18 protein-coding genes and 1 tRNA gene are annotated in these 20,563 nt (G+C 40.0%); 13 read left to right on the forward strand and 6 right to left on the reverse strand.

All coding sequences use genetic code 11. The features are described from left to right. Positions 1-40 precede the first annotated feature (40 nt). From LEPBI_RS07405 to LEPBI_RS07415, 3 genes are read left to right on the forward strand one after another with little or no spacing between them, the layout of a single operon-like run. Positions 41-1,276: a M48 family metalloprotease gene (locus tag LEPBI_RS07405; protein ID WP_041769991.1), complete on the forward strand. Its 1,236-nt coding sequence runs from the start codon at positions 41-43 to the stop codon at positions 1,274-1,276. Further along, positions 1,273-3,441 (forward strand): adenylate/guanylate cyclase domain-containing protein, encoded by a 2,169-nt coding sequence (locus LEPBI_RS07410; protein WP_012388494.1) that lies wholly within the window; start codon positions 1,273-1,275, stop codon positions 3,439-3,441. Before LEPBI_RS07405 ends, LEPBI_RS07410 begins: the two co-directional genes overlap by 4 nt. A 53-nt stretch (positions 3,442-3,494) precedes the next feature. Continuing rightward, positions 3,495-5,297: a methyl-accepting chemotaxis protein gene (locus LEPBI_RS07415; protein WP_012388495.1), complete on the forward strand. Its 1,803-nt coding sequence runs from the start codon at positions 3,495-3,497 to the stop codon at positions 5,295-5,297. Here LEPBI_RS07415 and omp85 read toward each other — a convergent pair. Further along, the gene (gene omp85 / locus LEPBI_RS07420; protein WP_012388496.1) at positions 5,294-6,802 is read right to left on the reverse strand and encodes an Omp85 family outer membrane protein; all 1,509 of its coding nucleotides are present in this window, start codon (positions 6,800-6,802) and stop codon (positions 5,294-5,296) included. The genes LEPBI_RS07415 and omp85 overlap by 4 nt on opposite strands. Positions 6,803-7,159: 357 nt before the next feature. Here omp85 and LEPBI_RS07425 point away from each other — a divergent pair, with 357 nt between their 5' ends. Genes LEPBI_RS07425 through LEPBI_RS07435 form a run of 3 tightly spaced genes read left to right on the forward strand, consistent with a single transcriptional unit; the run spans position 7,160 to position 10,786 of the window. Beyond that, positions 7,160-8,425 (forward strand): hypothetical protein, encoded by a 1,266-nt coding sequence (locus tag LEPBI_RS07425; RefSeq protein WP_143711312.1) that lies wholly within the window; start codon positions 7,160-7,162, stop codon positions 8,423-8,425. After that, complete coding sequence (locus tag LEPBI_RS07430; protein ID WP_226992907.1) at positions 8,394-10,256, forward strand: WG repeat-containing protein; 1,863 nt, start codon at positions 8,394-8,396, stop codon at positions 10,254-10,256. Before LEPBI_RS07425 ends, LEPBI_RS07430 begins: the two co-directional genes overlap by 32 nt. Positions 10,257-10,264: 8 nt before the next feature. Beyond that, entirely contained in the window at positions 10,265-10,786 is a 522-nt protein-coding gene (locus tag LEPBI_RS07435) for a hypothetical protein (RefSeq protein ID WP_226992908.1), read from the forward strand. 453 nt (positions 10,787-11,239) lie between these two features. Here LEPBI_RS07435 and LEPBI_RS07445 read toward each other — a convergent pair. Next, a tRNA-Arg gene (locus LEPBI_RS07445) sits at positions 11,240-11,314 on the reverse strand. A gap of 19 nt (positions 11,315-11,333) precedes the next feature. Further along, complete coding sequence (locus LEPBI_RS07450) at positions 11,334-12,182, reverse strand: hypothetical protein (protein ID WP_012476250.1); 849 nt, start codon at positions 12,180-12,182, stop codon at positions 11,334-11,336. A 26-nt stretch (positions 12,183-12,208) separates the two neighbouring features. Between LEPBI_RS07450 and LEPBI_RS07455 the strand changes: the two genes are divergently transcribed. The 5 genes from LEPBI_RS07455 (at position 12,209) to LEPBI_RS07475 (ending at position 15,309) form a co-directional block, all read left to right on the forward strand. Then, positions 12,209-12,565, forward strand: a complete 357-nt coding sequence (locus LEPBI_RS07455) for an HIT family protein (RefSeq protein ID WP_012476251.1) — start codon at positions 12,209-12,211, stop codon at positions 12,563-12,565. An 11-nt stretch (positions 12,566-12,576) separates the two neighbouring features. Then, complete coding sequence (locus LEPBI_RS07460; protein ID WP_012388502.1) at positions 12,577-13,365, forward strand: polyphosphate kinase 2 family protein; 789 nt, start codon at positions 12,577-12,579, stop codon at positions 13,363-13,365. Next, entirely contained in the window at positions 13,362-14,102 is a 741-nt protein-coding gene (locus LEPBI_RS07465) for a UDP-galactose-lipid carrier transferase (RefSeq protein WP_012388503.1), read from the forward strand. The genes LEPBI_RS07460 and LEPBI_RS07465 overlap by 4 nt, the downstream gene beginning before the upstream one ends. A gap of 306 nt (positions 14,103-14,408) precedes the next feature. After that, positions 14,409-14,879, forward strand: a complete 471-nt coding sequence (locus LEPBI_RS07470; RefSeq protein WP_012388504.1) for a MarR family winged helix-turn-helix transcriptional regulator — start codon at positions 14,409-14,411, stop codon at positions 14,877-14,879. A 10-nt stretch (positions 14,880-14,889) separates the two neighbouring features. Beyond that, a complete protein-coding gene (locus LEPBI_RS07475) occupies positions 14,890-15,309 on the forward strand; it encodes a DUF1398 domain-containing protein (RefSeq protein ID WP_012388505.1) in 420 nt (139 codons plus the stop codon). Here LEPBI_RS07475 and LEPBI_RS07480 read toward each other — a convergent pair whose 3' ends face one another. The 3 genes from LEPBI_RS07480 to LEPBI_RS07490 are packed head-to-tail and all read right to left on the reverse strand — an operon-like array spanning position 15,310 to position 18,536. Next, entirely contained in the window at positions 15,310-15,921 is a 612-nt protein-coding gene (locus tag LEPBI_RS07480; RefSeq protein ID WP_012388506.1) for a hypothetical protein, read from the reverse strand. It lies immediately after the preceding gene. Continuing rightward, a complete protein-coding gene (locus tag LEPBI_RS07485) occupies positions 15,921-17,429 on the reverse strand; it encodes an NAD(P)H-hydrate epimerase (RefSeq protein ID WP_012388507.1) in 1,509 nt (502 codons plus the stop codon). The genes LEPBI_RS07480 and LEPBI_RS07485 overlap by 1 nt, the downstream gene beginning before the upstream one ends. Then, the gene (locus tag LEPBI_RS07490) at positions 17,430-18,536 is read right to left on the reverse strand and encodes an LIC_12708 family protein (RefSeq protein WP_012388508.1); all 1,107 of its coding nucleotides are present in this window, start codon (positions 18,534-18,536) and stop codon (positions 17,430-17,432) included. It lies immediately after the preceding gene. A 132-nt stretch (positions 18,537-18,668) separates the two neighbouring features. On the opposite strand from LEPBI_RS07490, the gene rimP reads away from it, so the two are divergent. Continuing rightward, positions 18,669-19,157 (forward strand): ribosome maturation factor RimP, encoded by a 489-nt coding sequence (gene rimP, locus LEPBI_RS07495; RefSeq protein WP_012388509.1) that lies wholly within the window; start codon positions 18,669-18,671, stop codon positions 19,155-19,157. Positions 19,158-19,161: 4 nt separating this feature from the next. Further along, positions 19,162-20,562, forward strand: a complete 1,401-nt coding sequence (gene nusA, locus LEPBI_RS07500) for a transcription termination factor NusA (protein WP_012388510.1) — start codon at positions 19,162-19,164, stop codon at positions 20,560-20,562. Position 20,563: the final 1 nt, after the last annotated feature.

Genomic DNA, 20,563 nt, shown 5'->3' on the forward strand with positions numbered 1-20,563 from the left:
AGAGTTTCCAAAGTTTGAATCACACACAGATTCAATGGAAATGCGATTGAAGACATTCACTTATCTATTATTATTCCTTGGGATTTCACTCCTTGCGAAAGGAAATGTGTATGTACAAAGCAACAAAGCAAAGTTACTCACCCAACCAAAATTAAATGCGGAAGGGAGTGGGTTAAAAATAGGAGAAGTACTAACACCCATCACCGAACAAGGTCTTTTTGTCCAAGTCAGAGTGGAAGAGAAAACAGGTTGGGTGTCCAAGTTATTTGTATCACCTCTCCCTCCAGGGAACCAGATGAAACTTGGGATCACATCCAATTCTTCGGAAGCAGTGGTGGCAAGGCAAAGGGCATCCGATTTTACAAAAACAGCGGCAGCTCGGGGACTTTCTGAAACGCAAAAAATGCGAGTGAGAGGGGAAGGGGATTTATATGATTTTGAATCCTTACGTTGGTTAGAGTCTGTTCCTTTGAATCAAGAAAGTCCATTCTCCAAAGAAGAAAAAAATTCGCCCAGTGTTTCTGTAACAGAAAAGCAATCACCAATGTTTTGGATGAGCCCAGGATTACCAGTGTTAGCTGAGACGAAAGCAGAAGTGAAAATGGGTCGTTCTCTTGCGGCAAGGTTATTAAAAAAATACAATTTGGTCCGGGATTTAGAATTCACCCGTTATTTAAACTCCATCGCGTTTCGGTTGGGTTCCGCTTCTTCTAGGAAAGATTTGGAATTTCGCGTGGGCGTCATTGAATCCAATGAAATCAATGCCTTCTCTTGCCCGGGTGGGTATTTGTTTTTGACCACAGGCACATTAAAAAAGATCCAAACGGAAGCAGAACTTGCGGGTATCATTGCCCATGAAATGGGTCACGTAATTTTATTCCATAATGGAGAATTTAAAGAATCGAATGTATTTGTGGACATCCTTTCTGGACTTCTCTCTCCTCCTGGAAGCGAAGTAGTCAACACTGCGATGGCAACTGCCATCACCGAGATGGAAAAACAATTTTTTGAAACAGGGCGAGATGCAAAATTAGAATTAGAAGCAGATGAAGCGGCAGTGGGACTTGTCTCACAAGTTGGGTATTCTCCTTTAGGATTATCCAGTTATTTGAATACAATGTCCAAATTAGATGGAACAGAAACTTTAAAAAAAACGCATCCTGAAACTAATCTTCGCATCGCAAAACTAGTGTTTATTGAATCTTCTGTACCAACGGAGGGAACTCCTTTTGTTGTGGATCGTTGGAGCGAATATAAAAATAAAATCGGCAAATGAAACAAAATAAAATTCTAATTCCAATCTTTCTAATGGTCGTGATCCCCACGCTGATCACAACTTTCCTTTCTTTTTTTCGATTTTCAACTACCTTAGATCGTAAACTATCGGATGTTTTTTTTCATCTACTACCCACTCACCATTTTTTTTCAAAAGACATCGTCATCATCGACATCGATGAACAAAGTATCGCAAAATATGCCGACCATCCAGAGCTTGGACAATGGCCTTGGAAACGTCATATTTATCCAACACTCATTGGTTATACCAAACTTCTCACACCACCAAAGATCACTATCATCGACATCATGTTTACAGAACGTTCCGATTATGATGATGCAATTGTTTCAGCAAATGAAAGTTTGGGGGGAATTTCTCATGCAGCAAATTTTCGGAATGGAGGGATCGTCATCCCAAGAAAAGGAATGCAATCCATCAGCGAAAAATTCAGTGTCAAACTAGAGACAAGTATCCCTTTTCCGAACTATGAGAATGTTGCCTTTCCTATCGGCCAAATTGGAGAAACAGCTCCCATGATCCATGTGGTCAACGTGATAGCCGATGGAGATGGAATCCTTCGAAGATTTTCTCCTTTTGTGAGATGGAATGGTTTATACTTTCCTACTCTTGCCATGCAAGCCTTTGCACTTGGAGAAAGATACGATACCTTAACCCAAGAATCGGATTTTTATCTGATCAAAGATGATCTTCGTCGGCATGTGCCTGTGGGTAAGGACGGACTTGTTCGGGCCTACTTTTATACAGAAGAAGAATTGCGTAATATTCCTCGTTATTCGGCAGCAGGGATCATTGATTCATTGGAGAAATTGAATACAGGCGAAGTGGAAGATCCGAATTCCTTACTTGTTCCTCCCCAATTATTTGAAGATAAAATTGTTCTCATTGGGACATCTGCGGCTTCCACTCATGATGATGTTGTCACCCCTCATGGTTTGTTTCCTGGAGTGATCGCTCAGGCAGTATTTGCTTCTAATCTAAGGGAGGGTCATCTATTAAAGGAATTACCAGAATCGTATGGGATTATTTTTACCATTCTGGTTCTACTGATTGGTGTCCTTGTTCTTTTCATCAACCAATGGCATCTTTTGAAAAACCTATATCCAATCGTTGCGATTTCATTATTCGTTGGTTCCTTTTATTTTCTGTACCGAATGGATTTAGTTTTGTCTACCTATTCCTTTGTGTTAGGTTTCCCCATTTCTTATCTATTAGGTTTTGCCTATTTGACATACACGGAAGGAAGGGAAAAAAGAAAATTCAATCACATCTTACGGAACTTAGTCGATCCTGAAGTTGTCAGTGTGGCTCTAGAAAATATGGAGTCCCTAAAACAAGGTGGGGAATGGGAAATCACAGCCTTTTTTTCAGACGTTGCTGGTTTTTCCTCCATCAGCGAAGAGTTAAGTGCGACAGACCTTGCCAAATTACTGAATGAATACTTATCTGCAATGACAAAGGTTTTAAAAACCAATGCAGGTACTTTGGATAAATACATTGGTGATGCCATTGTGGGAATATTCAGTGCCCCCATCCAAAACAAAGAACATCCAAAACTTGCTTGCAAAACAGCATTGGAAATGGTGACCGAGCTTGAACATTTAAGAGTGGAATGGAACCGCCGTGGTGATTACACTCCACTTGCCCGTGCGATGGTGTTTCGCATTGGACTCAATTGTGGACAAGCCAAGGTTGGATTTATGGGAACGGATAGTTTGGCATCCTACACCATGATGGGTGATACCGTCAATTTAGCCGCCAGGTTAGAAGCCGCAGCCAAAGATTATGGAGTTTCGATTTTGGTTTCAGAAAGCATTCAGTCCTCATGCAAAGAAGAATTCCATTTTCGTTTCTTAGATTGGATTCGCGTCAAAGGGAAAGAAGCGCCAGTAAAGATCTATAGTTTAGAATCATTTCAAAAAGATGTTTCGTCACAAATGTTAAAAGCAGAAAAGGAATATGAATCTGGATTTTCTCTTTATTTGAAACGAAATTGGGAAGGAGCGATCGAACACTTTAAGAATGTTTCTAAAATTTTAGAGAAAGAAGATGTGAGTAGCCATTTACTCATCAAACGTTGCCAAATGCTTTTCCAAAACCCGCCACCTGTCGACTGGGATGGTGTTTATACTCGCACTTCAAAATAATACTATACTAGAATTTCCTTTTTCTAGATTGTCCAGAACAAGGAAAAAGCGGAATGAACGAAGCCAAAATCAAATCATTGTGTTGGCGGTTGACTCTCGGACTTGAGTTATTGACAGCGGTATTAGCTGTCCCAACCGCTGTGTTATTCATCATCATAGCAGGAGTGTATTCATTTGATAAATCTCTCCTTGTCATCCTTGGTGCGACCATTGCCCTTGTGACGTCTTACATCTTACCCGCAATTCGATTCATTCGATTCAAAACATTACTCTCCAAAACAATCCCTGAAAGTTTTCAAAAACTATCACTTGAAGAAAAACAAAAAATCAAACTGAGGTTATTGGAATTTCCGAAATCAAACTTAGGATACTTTTTAATCCAATGGACGTTCGGAATTCCATTTGCCGCCTTTGTTACATTTCGGTTTTTTACACCCACCATTGTGGAAGCGCTACCCTATGCCATCCTTCCTTTACTCATATATCCAGTGTTAGGTGTGTCTCATTTTTTTCTCACTGAACTTATGGTTTCTGAGGTTCTCATCACTCCTGCATTAAAGGACTTAACCTTAAAAGAAGAAACAATTCCCAAAGTGGGAATTTATGCGCGGATCTTTTTTACGATGTCAGCTGTGTTTAGTATGACATTGACTGCCTTAGGGTATCTATTACTAGCGCAAGTGACCCAATTTGTCCAATTACAAAATGCGGAACTCACACTTGTTCTCATGGCAGTTTTTATCACCGTCAATATATTTGTCCTGACTTCCTTATTTGTCAAAGCAATGAAATTTAACACCATCCAAATGACCAATCGGTATAAGGCATTGGCCAGTGGGGATTTGCGTGAATCAGTCCCTATCATATCTTCTGATGAACTAGGACATGGTTCTATATCTCTAAATTCCTTTATTGATAGTATCCGTAAAATCACTTCGGTTGTGATAGAAGAATCGGACAGAGTGAATGCGGATTCGAAAGTGATTGCCACTCAAACGCAAGGGTTAACACAAGCGATGATGGAACAAGCCTCCTCTTCGGAAGAAATGTCTGCGGGTGTAGAAGAAATGTCAGCTAGCATTCGTTCTACGGCTTTTGGAGCCAAAAAACAAAATGATATCACAAAGGAAGCAAAAGACTTAGTTTTAGGAATGGAATCCTCGATTGTTTCTGTTCATGACATCATGAATTTAACAGAATCAGAAACCAAACAAATGGAAGAAGAAACAAAATTGGGTCAAACGGCATTACAATCGACACTTGACGCAATGTCTGAAATTGAATCAAGTGTTGACCATACATCAAACGTCATACAAGTGATAGGTGAAATTTCCGATAAAATTGGACTTCTGTCTCTCAATGCATCGATTGAAGCGGCAAGGGCAGGGGATGCAGGGCGTGGTTTTGCGGTGGTTGCCAGTGAAATTTCCAAATTGGGAGAACAAACTCTCTCCAATACAAAACGAATTTTAGAAGCAGTTTCCAAGGCATCAAGCTCAACCAAATCGGGCAGGTTGGCCGTCTCCAATACAGAAAAAACCTTCACTCAAATCGGAATGTCTGTACACACCACAATCGATCTCATCAAACAGTCTAGTGATATGACGAAAAAACAATTGGAACTCGTGAAACATGTAAAGGAGAGTTTTGAAAAGTTAACCATATCTGCAATGGAGATTGAACACAATACGAGTGAACAAGCAAGCACCTCAGAAGAACTGGCAAAGAGTATCGCAACCATTACGGAAGGGACAGAATACTTAAATCAATTTGTCAATGATATCGATAAACTTTGTGCCGCTTTGTCTGCAAAAGCATCGAACTTAAGAAAGACGATTGATTTTTTTAAGATTTAGAAGACATGACTAAAATTGACAAAAACTTGTTCGTCTTCTCTCGATTTTGCGTAATCGATCATAATGATGGTGGCTTGGTTCCAAGCAATCCGTAGACCAATCCCTCGAGAATAAAAATAGTTCTTTAAGTTAATTTTATGTTCATCGTCCCAAACTCGACCATAATCAAAAAATGGTACAATATTGAAGGCGAAAAATTCCGATCCAATTTTTGCTTCTGCAAATTTCCATCGGATTTCCGAATTGCCCCATCCCATGGCACGGCCTACAAAACGATCTTGTTTGTATCCCCGTAGAGTTCTAAGTCCACCAAGTCCTCCAACAAGTCCTTCTGTTCCCCACATATTTCGATATTCAAAAAATGGGGATTCACCTTCCGTCACTCCGAGTCCAAAACGATTGGCAATCACTAATTTATCAACTAACTTTGGAAAGGGGCTCCAAAACAATTTAGTTTGTGCAAAGTATTTTTGAAACTGATAGTTTGAACCCATGGCTTTGTCATGTTTTTCATAGGTGACCTCAGCAAAAATTCCGGAATTGGGGTCAGGTTCAAAGTCCCTTGTATCATAAACGATCCCAAGCCGTACTGCGTTTACATAGCCACCTTGGTAACCTATGATTTTTTTTGCTTCATGGTCTTCTGTTAATCGTGTTTTTCCATTGGGAACATCTGCTGTCAATTGGTCAAAAGTTGGATCCACACCTCTCACCATCTTTCCATCATAGGTTCGAATGATATTGTTCGAAAATTTCAAACCAGAAACGAGTCTAACTGTTCCGCCAACAAATGATCTTTCTGCGCTCACAGTTGCCATTGGAGTTTCAATCGTATATCGATTGTACATTTTGTCTGTCACCACATAACCGGGAGTTTGTGGAATTCCAGACAATGTTTTTCCACCGATTTGGAATGGATCAGAACTTGTGCCAGGTCTGTAGAATGTGAGATTTGTTTCTTGGTCAATAAAACTGGCATTCCTTACTTGTCGATTGAATGGTTGGTTTCGATCTAAGTAGGAAAGAGGATTCATGCTCGATTCACCAATTCCAAAATACAAAGTTGTGGGTGTAATGGTGAGAAATGCATCAGCCCTAATTCTCCATTCGGTATCCTTTATAAACGGCATATCCAAACTGATTTGGTGGTACTGCGCATTTTTATTCGTATTAAAATACTGAGCAAAGAGTCGCATTCGGTAAGGCGTATAATAAAACAAAGGATCTGTTTTGGGACCGTTATTGTAGATATAGGCTCTTGCGCCGTAACCAATCCCTTCATTGGGATCCGAATTGATGAGTGGTAATCCCGTTGGGTACCAACCGTCATTTTTGTCTTCAATGTCCTTCTTACAAAGTTGTTTGGACACGTCCATGGGAAAGGGAAGGTTTTTCGGAGGAGGGTCCTTGATACAGCCAGGTTCGGGAATGGCTTCCTGTCCATAGAGGTTTCCCAAAAGAACCACCGTGGAAATCACAAAAACCGCCATCAGTCGTTTTACCATACGATTCTCCCTTTATATCTCATAAGAGGAGGAAACTGGACGATTTGCACCCTCTGTCAATGAAAAAAGTGAGCACTCACTCAATTTTTGGACTCTTTTTTTTAAGGAAGCTGGGTTTGTGGGACTCGTGGGGGAGAAGGAAGACTGAAAAAAAACGATTCAATTTGCTCCCAATGATTTTTTGGGATCATTTTTGGCATATTGATTAATTCTAAGATATTAAAAAGGGTTACCTTGATGAATCGAAGAGTGAGTATTATGATGTAACAAATATACATGTAAATATTATAATATAAAAATATTAGAATATAATAATATAAATACATTTTTTGTACAAGCGTTATGGTAGCCAATTCTATGGGCTGTGAAATTCTTATACTATTTCTTTTGTTATGTATGGTGAGTGATTCTGTGAATCGAGAAACATTTGACGTTACCAAATTGAATTTATACTGTAGTTTGAGTATGACACTCAAACAAACGATCCATAGAACATTCATTTCTATCTTAATTGTGTTTCTATGCGTTTTGTTCTCTTGTTCCAAAAGATCGGAAACAGAGGGAACAAATGGTTCCGATTTCAAAAAGCCTGATAGTGCAAACATCAATGGGATGTATTTTTTTCATATGACGGGGGATGCTAATTTAGCCGCAATTGGCTGGGATCCTTCCAATTTCACGGACTGGCCCGATCGTGTAAAATTCTTAGGAAAAAATTTCGTAAGTGATGCAGGAGTGGGTACGTTTGGTTGCATGAAATTTGATCTGAACACAAATCTCATCAAGATATACCTTCCCATTGAAAAAGAAACATTTACATATCCGTTCAGAAGTCAATTAGAAATCAATCAGTACAAACCCAATGAAGTTTTACAAAAGATTTCAATGCAAACACCTTCCCAGGAAATTCAATTCATCGTCGATGTTCAGAATCAAATTTCGTTTCCCTTTGGAAGGATTTGGCGAAAAAAGAAATACAACGGGAAAGAATTAAAATCGGTAGAAGACTGCAAAGATTTCCCGATCAAAATTTTAGATACTTGTTTAGTGCAAAGGCAGAAAGGAGAGTATTTTATTTCCGAGAAAAATGGATCTGATATTCGAAAAGAACTAACACAAGAGAGTGAGATCATTGCCCATCTTCCTTTGAATGCAAAAGTAAAAACCGAAGAATTCAAAACGAACTGGAATCAAACCGAAGTTTCTTGGAAGAAAATAAAATTTGATGGAGGTGAAGGATACATCGATTCGATCCATCTTGAAAAAAATCCTAACCATTGTTATCCTCCCAATATGACAGCAAAACGTATATTAATAGAAATAGCGGAGTGGGGAGGAGGGTACTTCGAATCCAATCGAATCATTCATGTCAATGTAGATGAGAAAGGATCCTTACATTTTGATATCTCGCCGATCGAATGGGAAGACCAAAGTAAGATCGAAAAGTTTGTATTCGGAAAAGATTCTTTAGTATTAACAGTCCATGAAGTTCGGGTATTTGAGGGAGAAGTGACGAGTGACTATTATTTTACAACAGAAATTCCCTATTCCCGTTTTCATCTATTGACACCTTGGAATCGAATCGTCGAATATGAAAAAAATTCGACCATTCAGAAAAAATAATATTTTTGGTAGAGTAAATGTCCCAATGCAAATTGAATTGAAAACCATCATATCTTTGTTCACCGTCATTCTTTGTTTGGGTTGCGAAACGGTATCTAAATTTTGGGATCCCGTTGGTTGTGAAGCATCCTATAAAGAAGAGAAATTGGATTTTGATTCCAATCAAGAGTTACGTTACTTTACGTCACGTAATCCACGAGTCTCCAATTTATTATTAAGTCCAAATCAAGAACTTTTGTTTAGTAAAGATCCATTGTATTTGAGTTACTCAATTAGCAATGGGGTCAAATCAATCTTAATTAATTTGAAAACAAAGGAGATTTACCCTCCAATAGAAGGTCGTTATCATATCATTTCTAATGGTATTTTTTATTCTGAAAATGTAAAAGAGAATACTCTCAGTATATTTCGAATTCCCTATCAGAAGATTTTGAAAATGCCAAATTCTTTTGAACCTTCACAAATTTATATCTCTGGAAAACTGATTAGAATTAAAGACAATAAGGGATTCGGCGTAATCAATTTGGAAGGGCATTCAATTGTTCTCAATCATTTCGATGAAATTCATTTAGGATTATATGAATCGGCACCTATCATTGCTGTGAAAGGGGAAGATAAATACATATATGATCGTGAAGGAAATTTACTCCTCATGATAAGACAAAATATGGCTAACGGCGATACCATACGAAACATCAGTAAAAATGGATTTTTATTGTACCAAAAGGATAGTAATTGGGGAGTTTTGGATCAGAATGCAAAAGTCATTGTATCACCGAAATATGAATCCATTTCCAATTTTTCAGATGGACTTGCGGCAGTTCAGTTGAATGATCAATGGGGATACATTGATGAATCAGGGAAGGTAGTGGTTCCCATAGAGTATGGCTATGTTTCACCAATTTACAAATCAATTGGACGAAGAAGAACTAAAGACACCAACGAATGCGTTCTGTTTGCAAGTGATGGAAAAGAAATCATCCGATACCCTAGCAATGAAAATCAAGCTTATGAAAATTGTTCGATTTTTAATACAAGAACATACATTCAGCTCCATACCAAAACTTTACGTTACTTTGTTAAGTTAGGGAAAGAAAAATGGGTCGAGGTCGATTCAGCAAAAGAAGTAGAGGATATCACTGGAGATTATATCATTTCAAAAGATGGAAAATACGGAATGATTTCTTTTGATGAACGATTTTTTGTTCCGATAGTGTATGATAAAATTCAATACAATCAAATTTCAAAACAATACGTTTTGTATCAGAATGGCAAATCGGCCTTGTATGATGTTGATGGCTTGGCCATCTCTTCCTTTCTCCCGGGCCATGTGTATTCGTGTGATGAAGGCATTTGTTTGGTTCAAAATCCAAAAACTGGCAAATTTGGATATTTTGAAAGTGGCGGAAAAGAAATCATTTCTATGACTTTGGATTATGCTGAAGGTATTTCGGAGGGACATGCCAAAATTTCCAGAGATGGAAAATGGGAATTGATAGACCGCCAAGGAAAACCTGTCTTAAGATTTCCCGACCATCAATTTGGCAGTTTGAGTGGAGGAATTTTCTGGCGTAAACAAGGCTCGTTCTATGGGTATCAAAATGAGAAGGGGGATTGGGTTGTAGAACCTATGTTAGATAGCTATGAGTCCATTTCGAATGGAATAACAATTGTAAGTCAAAATGGAAAATTCGGGTTATTGGGAAATAAAGGAAACTGGATCGTTCCTCCGACTTGGGATCATATTAAAAAAGATCATTTAAGAGAAAATGCCTATCTCTTTCGCTTAGGAGAAAGAAGTGGAATTGCAATGTTTACAAATTGCGATTAAACATGCATATGAAATTTTTCTGTCAAATTGATAAAACTCTCAGCCATTCGTTCATACTCCTATTCATTTTATTTTCGCAGCTCCATTGTTTGTTTATACCGATTCCCAAAGAAGGGGAGAAGATCAATACGACAATTGATTTCCATGTTGGCCAAAAAGTATATATCAATGTTCCTTTAGGTTTCATTCTTCGAGAATCACCAAAAGAAAACAGTCATGCAATTAAATACCTACAATTTGGAGTCCCTTTTTCCATAAAAAACATACTAACCAAAGAAGAAATATTTGAGGGAAAATATATAGGTTATTGGATGGAAGGAGAAAAAGGTGGTTGGATCTTTTCACACTTTGTTACTCAAAATCCAAACGAGTCAAATCTTAGAGCAACCTTCAATCGATTATTAAGCGAATTTGAGGAATACAAGAGTTATGATGAAACGTTGACAGGCAAAGAAAGTTTTAAACGAAAATCACTTTATGGTTTTTGGTCAAAGGTCTGTAAGCCAATTGAAAGTTCGGATAGTAGATGAGAATTTCGAACCTTGTTTAAAACAGATTTCAAAGGACTTAAAGGAGGGAATCGCCCTCTCCGCTGCCATCACATCCTGTGATGCCTTTCGCTCCGAGGCACGGCTTCGCCTGGTTTTGTTCGTCGCCTCCCATCCAGGCTACGGGACAGAAATGTTCGCTCCCTATGGGTCGTTCACATTTCTGATCACAAAACTGTTCGATTCCCGATTTGTTATTGTTAGTTGGAATTGATTTTGGAATTTTTGTTTGGTGCCTAAAGGAGGGAATCGCCCTCTCCGCTGCAATCACATCCTGTGATGCCTGCGCTCCGAGGCACGGTTTTGTTCGTCGCCTCCCATCCAGGTCGGCTTATCCAAAACATTGCTCCCTATGGGTCGCAAAGTTTTGGCTCACAAAACTGTTCGATTCCCGATTTGTTATTGTTAGTTGGAATTGATTTTGGAGTTTTTGTTTGGTGCCCCAGGAGGGAATCGAACCCCCACTGTCGGTTCCGAAGACCGATGTTCTATCCGTTGAACTACCAGGGCATGGTGACAGGATGTATTGTCAGGATAGGGGGACCCTGTCTTCGGGCAAATGATTTTTTGGAAAAGTAAAACTCATCTTAACGATGTATGAAAAGAGTAAAAAGGTCCAAATCACAAGAAGGAAACGTAAAAACAAAAATACATAATAAATCGGTTTTGGTTTTCCAGGGACGAGGAAAATGGTTAAGTCACTCACTTGGAACAATTGGGATCCTGGGATTTTTTTCCGGATCGCATCAAAGTTTTTACGAAACTCACCCAATCGTTCGGAAGGGTCCAGGTCAAAATCATTCGTATAACGCAGTGAACCCTCGTCCCCAAAAGCATAAAATCTCGTTTCCCATCCGACAAAATCGAAATGAATGGGGAAAGAACCAGGAGGGTTTCGTAGGAAAAAATAGATGGTTCCACCGTCATAAACAAAAGACGGGACTTGGCCTTCTAAACGGATTTTGTTTTTGCTAAATCCATCTTCATAAAAATCGGACCAATCCCCCCATTGGAAAATTGTCCCTCGATCATCTTTCCACAATAACCCACCCAAATTTCCAAATTGTTCCAAATCTTTCACCCATTCGGAATCAGTTTTCAATCCATTGGATATGTTTTCCTTTTGAATGGAATGGTGTCGAAGTGATGTTTTTAAACGGATGCGAAGGTTTCGAATCTCAGCTTGGTTTGTTTCGATGAGTCGCTTTCGGATTTCAATTTCTTCTTTTTGGAATGGATCAGAGAAAACGACTTCAGTTAAGGTAAATAAAAATTCGGTGAATGGATCTTCAGATTCCTTAGTCGTTTCTGCAGAAAGGAAGGATCCTGGGATCAAAAGAAAGACGAGGAACAGAAAAAAATAGATTCTCATCTCCATGAGTATCGGCAATTTTGGGACGAATGATGACCTGTCCTATCTGCCAAGCCCACAAAAATCCTTCGGAGATTCTTTTTGAAAATGAATTTTGGATCCTAAGAAAGGCAAACCAAAACCTGGATGGTTATCTATATTTAGAAATCAAAGGCCACATTGAATCTTGGAACCAATTGACGATGGAACAATTTGAAGCCTATGGCCGAGCCCTCCACAAAGGAACGGAACTCATTGAGTCGAGTCACCCTGAAAAAATTTATATGACTGCCATCGCGGAACGAGTACCACATCTGCATGTACATTTGATCCCTCGGTTCAAAGGACAAACGCCTGGCATAGAACACATCGCCCAAGCAACAGGACCAGGTTTTCCGAAGCCTATGTAAAAAATGGGTGGATGATTTTTAAAATCTCGCTACCATTTTGGTTTGTGATTTTAGAAAGACATCCAACAAATCAAAAACCTCGTTCTTCGATCAGTGATCTGGAAAGTTTACAAGAAAGATTTTTCCTTTTACAAAGAGAGAGTGCGTCACAGAAGATTGCGCATATTTTTGTTTTAGAAGGGTTTGCTTCTTCAGGAAAGGGTTCCATCTTACAATCCTTAACCATACGACTTGACCCAAGAAAGTTCAAAGTTTATTCACCTTACGTTGACCAATCGGAAGACAGGGGGTATCCATTTTTATGGAATTTTTGGAAGGTTTTACCTCGTTACGGTGAGTTTCTCTTTTATCTCAATACATATTACAGTCGTTTGGCGTATCTTCGCTCTCAGAAAAAAATAAGCATGAGCGAGTATGACCACCGATTGTTGTCGATATTAAATACGGAACGTATCCTTTCGAAAGATAAAATCATTGTTCATAAATTTTTCTTTCACCTATCAAAAAAAGAACAAAAGAAACGTTTAGAGGAAGCTAAAAAAAAGAAAAAAGATTGGGAACTTTCCCCTTACGACAAAGACCAGGGAGAACATTACAAACGTTACTTTGAAATCTTTGATTCCATATTAAGTTCTTCTCGAACCATCGATTCTCCTTGGATCGTCATCGCAAGTGACAAAAAGGAAGATTCGCGACTTCTCGTTTTCGAAGCCATCCTGGAACGTCTCGAAGAGACCTTACATTACGATTCCAAAACCAATTTACAAAAAATCAACCACGGAATGGAACTCATCCCATGAAACCGAATGTCTTAAGAACTAGAATCTCAAACTTAAACCAATTGGATCTACACCAATCGCTTTCAAGCGAAGAATATCAAATCCAAATGAAAGAATTAAAAAACAAAATCCGTGAATTAACTTTTTTGGCAAAAGCCAAAAATAAACCTGTATTGTTTGTCTTTGAAGGATGGGATGCGGCAGGTAAGGGGGGAGCCATTCGTCGACTCACCTCAGAAATTGACCCACGTTTATTTGAAGTGCACAATATCTCCGCTCCTAATGAAGAAGAAATCAAACACCATTACCTTTGGAGATTTTGGAACCGAATTCCAAAAAAAGGTCATATTGGAATCTTTGATCGATCATACTACGGACGCGTGTTAGTGGAACGAGTGGAAGGATTTGCAACGGAATCAGAATGGGTTCGTGCCTATGAAGAGATTTTTTTATTTGAAGAACAACTCCAAAGTTTTGGAACCATCATTCTTAAGTTTTGGTTGCATATCAGTTCAGAGGAACAACTCTCCCGATTTGAAATGAGAAAAAACGATCCACTGAAACGTTGGAAACTCACCGAAGAAGACTGGCGTAACCGTGACAAATGGCATTTGTATGAGGAGGCAGCAAATGAAATGTTCCAAAAAACTGACTCACCGAAAGCCCCATGGGTTTTGGTGCCTGCCAATGACAAATACCATGCACGGGTAACTGTATTAGAAGCCGTTGTACAAAAGTTAAAAGAAGAATTGGGATAAAGTTTTCATTGTGAATGAAAGGTTCGTTTTCTCATAAATCGCATTCGATTCACTGATAAAAATTGATCAATCTAAATTTGCATTTACTTCATTGCCCCTTTTTTATGGGACCGGGCTACTTTGGGGTTTGCTTCGCTTCCGTCTGACATCAGTCAGACCAAGCCCGCCGTATCCCTCTCGCATTTCCTATTTCGAGTAATAAAGGCTTTCCGTTGTGGCTTTCGACTCACTTTCATCTTTTGATTTTCTTTCAATTTTCATAATAGTTAACTTGACAATAGTTTCCAAGGAAACTAAATTAAAGTTATGGCGAAACAAAAAACATCCGAACCAAGCCAATTAAAATCTCACCTTGGTTATCATTTGCGAGTTGTTTCCAATGCCGTTTCCCATTCCTTTGCAAAAAAACTAACCAATTGGGATGTGACAGTCGCAGAATGGGTCATCTTACGTGAGATGTATTCATACAAGGAAAATTCATCTCCGAGCATTGTTGCGGAGTTTACGGGTCTGAGTCGTGGTGCCGTTTCGAAGCTCATCGAACGATTGTTGCAAAAAGGCCTTGTGAGTCGAGAGGAAGCGGCAATTGACCGCCGATACCAAGAAATCAAACTCACAAAAGAAGGAAGGAAACTTGTCCCAAAGCTTTCCGAGATTGCCGACGAAAACGACATTTCCTATTTTTCTGTACTTTCACAAAAAGAAAGGGAAGAGCTTCGCAAGATTCTTTCCAAACTAACAACAGCACACAAGCTCAATTTAACCCCAATCGAATGAGGAATCAAGTATGGCAAACCTAACAACAAAATTAATAGAAGCTCAAAAATTGGCGATGTCGCTACGTCCGAAGGTAGGTGGATTTCTAGTCCTTGCAGAAGTTTTGAGATTAGCGGGTGTTACGAGGAATCGTTGGTCCTTACCTTCTTGCCAGTCGGTTTACCATATGAAGGAAGGATCTGTGGTCCAACAAGGGAACCCAATTGTGATGGGAATCCATGAGATCCCAAAATTTGATTCTGAAGGTTTGATCAGAGCACTCCGCACAGACCAAGAAGGCAAAAGTTCATTTCCTGAATTCCTCAAATCAGCATGGGAGGCAGGTGTGATCGGTTACGATGTTGATTTCGAGAGTCGTAAGGTTGTTTACTATGGAGTGAATGATGAAAGTTATATGGAAGAATACCCTGCCGTGAATCTAGAAGTTTGATCATTTATATGGTTTTTGTTTGATCTGAAATGTATAGGTCCGATCACTCGATTGGAGGACTACTTGTGCATAAAATCCTAAGTCAAGGGACCGAAACTTGGAGCGAAAGATAGAGGCTTCTTCATCAAAAATTTCTTTTCGACAATCGGGTATGAGGGCTTTCCATTTTTCTTTCGAAATCGAATGGTATAAAAATCCGTTGGCTTCGGAAGGGATGGTTCTTTCTTCCCAAACAATCGGTTCTGAATAACATAAAATTCCATTCCTCGTTTTGATCCGAAACTCTGATTTCCATTCGGGACTTGGTACTTTGAGATTGGTTTTCGTTTGGTTTTCGATGAATAAAAAGTAACCTTGGTAAGTGGGATCTTCTTCTCTCGAAACACTCAAATAGGTCGGATAACCATCAACAATCTGTTTGTCGGATTGAGTTGGATTTTGAAAATTTCCTGGATTTAACGCCTTAAAGCCAATATAAAAAATAAGGATCACCAAAACCAAATCAATGAAGAGGACAATTTGGCGCCACCTTGTCCTTTTATGTTTGTCACCAATTTGTTTTAAATAGTCCCGGAATTCTTCGGGGGATCGTGAATGGTAACCTTTTCCCATTAGAGTAACTCCACTAAGGATTTTAAGATTTGGTGAGCAGACGGATAGGGTTCTTCTAGGTCTTTCGAATGGTCGAGAAAGGAAAGAGAAAGTTGCACCGCTTCTGGAATAGAAAGGTCCAAATCCAAACTCAAATAGCGCGCGAGGATTCCAGAAAGTAAATCACCCGTTCCCATCGTAGCAAGTTTTGGATTGGGAGACTCCCAAACATAAGAAGATCCATCGGGACAAACAAGTAAACTCACAAAAGATTTGAGGAGTACATACACTTGGTTTTCTTTCGTGAAGGGTAAGAGTGTGTCATATGCTTCTTGGACAGAGTGATGGGTTTTTCCTGTCATACGGTTCAATTCACCGACATGGGGTGTGAGGAGGATTTTATCACCGATGGGAAGTTTTGTACCTGGGTTCGGAATGGCTCCTGCATCTAAGATACAAGCCAATCCCTCTCTAAGTTTCCATCCATCCAATCCCTTCGGAAATTCGGAAAGGCCTGGCCCAACAACCAAGGTTTTGATTTTGGAAAAAAACGGATCTTCTTCCATGGTTTGGAAATCCGAAACCATGGCCATCTTGGATAAATCTTCTTTTAATACATATTGGCTAATTTTTGCAGAAGGGGAGAAAATTTTACTAATACCTCCACCTAACCGAGAGAAGGCAGTTTCTGATAGTAAAATTGCTCCTTCCATTCCTTCTTTCCCACCATAAAACAAAGCAGATCCTGCACTGTATTTATGGTCTTTGTTCTTTCGTTTGAGAACTTGAATCGCCCTTTCCGGATCTTTTTCTAAATAATACCGATTTGAAAAATTAGCATTTGTAAGGTGAGTGCGAATGGGAAATCCAATGGATTCGTAGTATCTGGGTATGAGATTGTCTTTTTCATAAATGTATCCCACATTCTCCCACTTCCTTGTACCTAACTCTTCAATGGAATCAGCAAAAACAAATGGTTGGTTTTCCGTATCGGAACTTCCCAGTCCATAAGGATTCCAGCCACTTGGCGTATCCAGAGAAAGCCGATAAAAAAAGACTTCGGATTCATTGATGGTAAAAATGGCTTCGGTTATTTCTTTTGAGACTTTGTTTTGGAATCCTGTGCCAAGGATGGCATCGACAAGTAAAACAGAATCCACATCTTCTGATTCTGTGGCGGTTTGGAAATCGTTTAAGTTGCCAATCGTTTCTGTTTTTCCAATTGATGACTGAACAAGAGATTCGTAAAATTTTCCAGCATCATTTTTGTTTGGCGAAGTTTGAAATACTCGGACTGGGTATCCTTCTTGGAAAAGTATATGAGCGAGAGCATACCCATCACCACCGTTTCCGCCACTCCCACAAACAATCCAAATGGATTCTGCCGTTTTCCATAAATCTTCATTGGCGTGAAACACAGATAAGGCGGCCATTCCCATTAAACTTTGTTCACTAAATCCAAGTTCTGTATGGGCCAAAGAATCCATGGATTTGGATTCTTGATTCGTAAAAAGGGGGATGAGTTTCATCTAAATCCAACGATACACTTCAAGTGCACCAGAGCGAATTCTCACAGAATAAATGGTATCAAAGGCATCCGTATACGTTTCCCTCCACTGCCCACGTGGGCTGGAAAAGGGAATCCTTTTGTTATTGATGTGGTTTCCTTCTTTGTCATGGACTTGCAGACGGACTGAATTCCCTCCATCTTCTGTTTCCCAAATATAAAATTCTCCATTGTTGCGAATGGAAAATAAAATCTCCGAAGGGTCTTGGATTTCTTTTAATAATTCTACTTCTTTGGAATCAAAATGGAAACGATAAATCCTTCGGAACTTAAACCGTTTGTCTTTTTTGGAATCATAACTAAACGATCCCAGAACATAATCCCCTTCTGGATGGGGGAGGAGTTTGTCTAAGGTGATGTCATACTCTTTGGCGTCAGAACTAGAAAAGACATCAAGGGCGGATTCTTTTAGATTCCCTTTGAGTTCCCCTTCCTCAAAATAAGAGAGTCGCATTTCTTCTGCAATGCGGTGATAAACAAATAATTTGTCACCCTCACCAGGTAAGATGTACTCAATGTAACGGAATGGTTCGGAGTTTTTTCCAGAAGCTCCTAACATAAATTTCACGACCCCTTTTTGTGTGATTTGCACAAGAAAGGAAGGTAATACGGTTGTCCCTTGGGTCGAAAAGGCGCCACTATAGGTTTTGTATAAGTTCTCTTGCCCGGCAGGGAGTTCCATCCCTTTGGAAGAAATTCGGTTTTGGACCACAAGATCTCCATCTTCATTCATTGCCACAATCCCAATCCCACCAAAGCGGAATGGGTAGTGGGGGATGCCTGCAACTGATTTGAAGTCTGGGTTTCCAATCGTTGCATCTAATCTTCCATTCCGGTCAAACAATTTGATGACTGCTTGTTTATTGTCAGGAAGTGCTGAGATATTGGAGGAAGTAGGGATGGTTAAGGGAACATTGGTCAAGACCTGGTTCACCACCACTCCTTCAAAGGTTTCATTGGTGGCCCCAAGGGGGATGCGAAAGAGGATTTCTTCTTTGAGGTTTTCCACTCGGAAACGGAGGCAAGAAATGGAAACAAAGAGAAGGAGGCTGAAGTACAGGGTTCTCATGGTGCAACATCCATTCCCTAATTTTTTATTTACAGGACAACTCGCTTTTCCTAGCCTGTCAGGAGACGTGCTAAATTTTAGCATGAGCTTTGGTCTCTTATACAGATTCCGATTGGAATCTTTGGATATGGTTTGGTATATACCGAGGAAAACATCAGAGAACTGATTTTACGAGTTCTCGCTCCACCTCTAGCGCTTTTTTCGCTCCAAGTACAGAATCGGAAAAACCACGCCCTCATTGAGATAGAACTGGATCATCTCACAGACAAAACTGGCTCTGCTAGTTTGGAAGACTGTGAGACTGTATCTAGGAGACTCAAAGAGGAGCTGGACCAATGGGGAGAGGAATTTGATTTCACTCTCCAAGTCTCCTCCGCGGGAGCAGAACGTGTTTTACGTTTGCCGGAGGATTTAATTCGTTTCCAAGGACTTTTGGTAAAACTAGAAGTGCCGCTGGAATCAGGGAAATGGGACAAACGATTGTATCGTTTGGGACCGGTTTCGGGGGATTCCGTTGAGCTTACGCTTTACGATCGTAAAACTCGACACAAAAAGAACCAAAAATCGGTATCTATGCCCATCGCAGAAATACGAAAGGGAAATTTGTATTTAGAAATTTAAGACTATGGCGACAAAACAAGCAACGAAAGAAACTGGGCTATTCGAAGCCATCCAACAATTCTGTCAGGACAAATCCCTTGACAGAGAACTCGTACTCGGTGTCATCCGCGACTCACTCCTTGCTGCCTATCGCAAAAAAGTTGGTTTGGAAGCTGAGACCGATGACCGCTGCCAGGTTGAATTTGGCTCCGATAATAAAAACGAAATCATCATCTCTGTGTTACGCGACGTCGTAGCCGAAAAAACAATCAACCCTCTGGAAGTGTCTTTAGAAGATGCACAGAAAATCGATCCAAAGATCGAAGTGGGTAGCCAAATCAGAGTGTTTGAAAAACCACAAGATTTGTCTCGGGTTCTTTCGAGCCAAGCCAAACAAATGGTCTTCCAACGTTTGCGAGACATGGAAAAAGAATTACTCTACCAAGAATACAAATCCAAAGAAGGAGAACTCACACACGGGTACTTCCAACGATGGAAAAAGGACATCATGTCCATTGACCTTGGAAAAGTAGAAGGCATCATGCTGAAAAAAGACCAAAACCCTGGTGAAAAATACCGCCAAGGTGACCGTCTGAAGGCCATTATCTCTCGAGTGGAACTAAGGCCCCGAGAACCAATGCCTGTCATCACACTTTCCCGTGCTTCTGGCGACTTTGTCAAAAAACTCTTCGAGATGGAAATTCCTGAAGTGTATGATGGCATTGTTGAAATCAGAGATGTTGCACGTATCCCGTCTTACAGAACAAAGGTGGTTGTCACTACAAGTAAGTCAGACGTGGATCCTGTGGGTGCTTGTGTGGGGATGAAAGGGGTTCGGATCCAAGCCATCGTCAGAGAACTGGGAAACGAAAGGATCGACATCGTCCTTCATTCGGATGAACCAAGCATTTTCATTGCGAATGCGATTTCCCCGGCAAAACCAGTGGAAGTGCATGTGGACAGAAAACGAGGGGATGCCCTTGTCATTGTTCCCGATGAGTCCTTATCGCTTGCGATTGGAATCAATGGTTCCAATGTAAAACTTGTCTCCCAACTATCGGGATTCAAAATTGATATCAAAACCGTTTCTCAATACAACCAGGAACTGGCTTCTCCCGAAGCACGTGAAAAACTGGACCGACTCTTCAACGCCCAACAAGAGGCGATGGAAGAATCGGAAGATGGTTACAACCAATCGGGACAAGACGAGGAAGAAGAAGACTCCGGTTTCACTCCTCTCTCTGAAATCCCAGGTCTCACTCCAAGGATCGTTGGCCTTCTTGAGGCTGGCGGGATCAAAAACGTGGAAACCCTTCTCGAGTTCAGCCAAGAAGAACTTTCGAAAATTTCCGGAATTGGAAAAACCACGGCAGAACAAATTTTACGTCTGTTACGTGAGTCAATCGAATGGGTAGAAGAGGGTTAAG

It is taken from the genome of Leptospira biflexa serovar Patoc strain 'Patoc 1 (Paris)', from assembly GCF_000017685.1.
Lineage (GTDB): Bacteria > Spirochaetota > Leptospiria > Leptospirales > Leptospiraceae > Leptospira_A > Leptospira_A biflexa.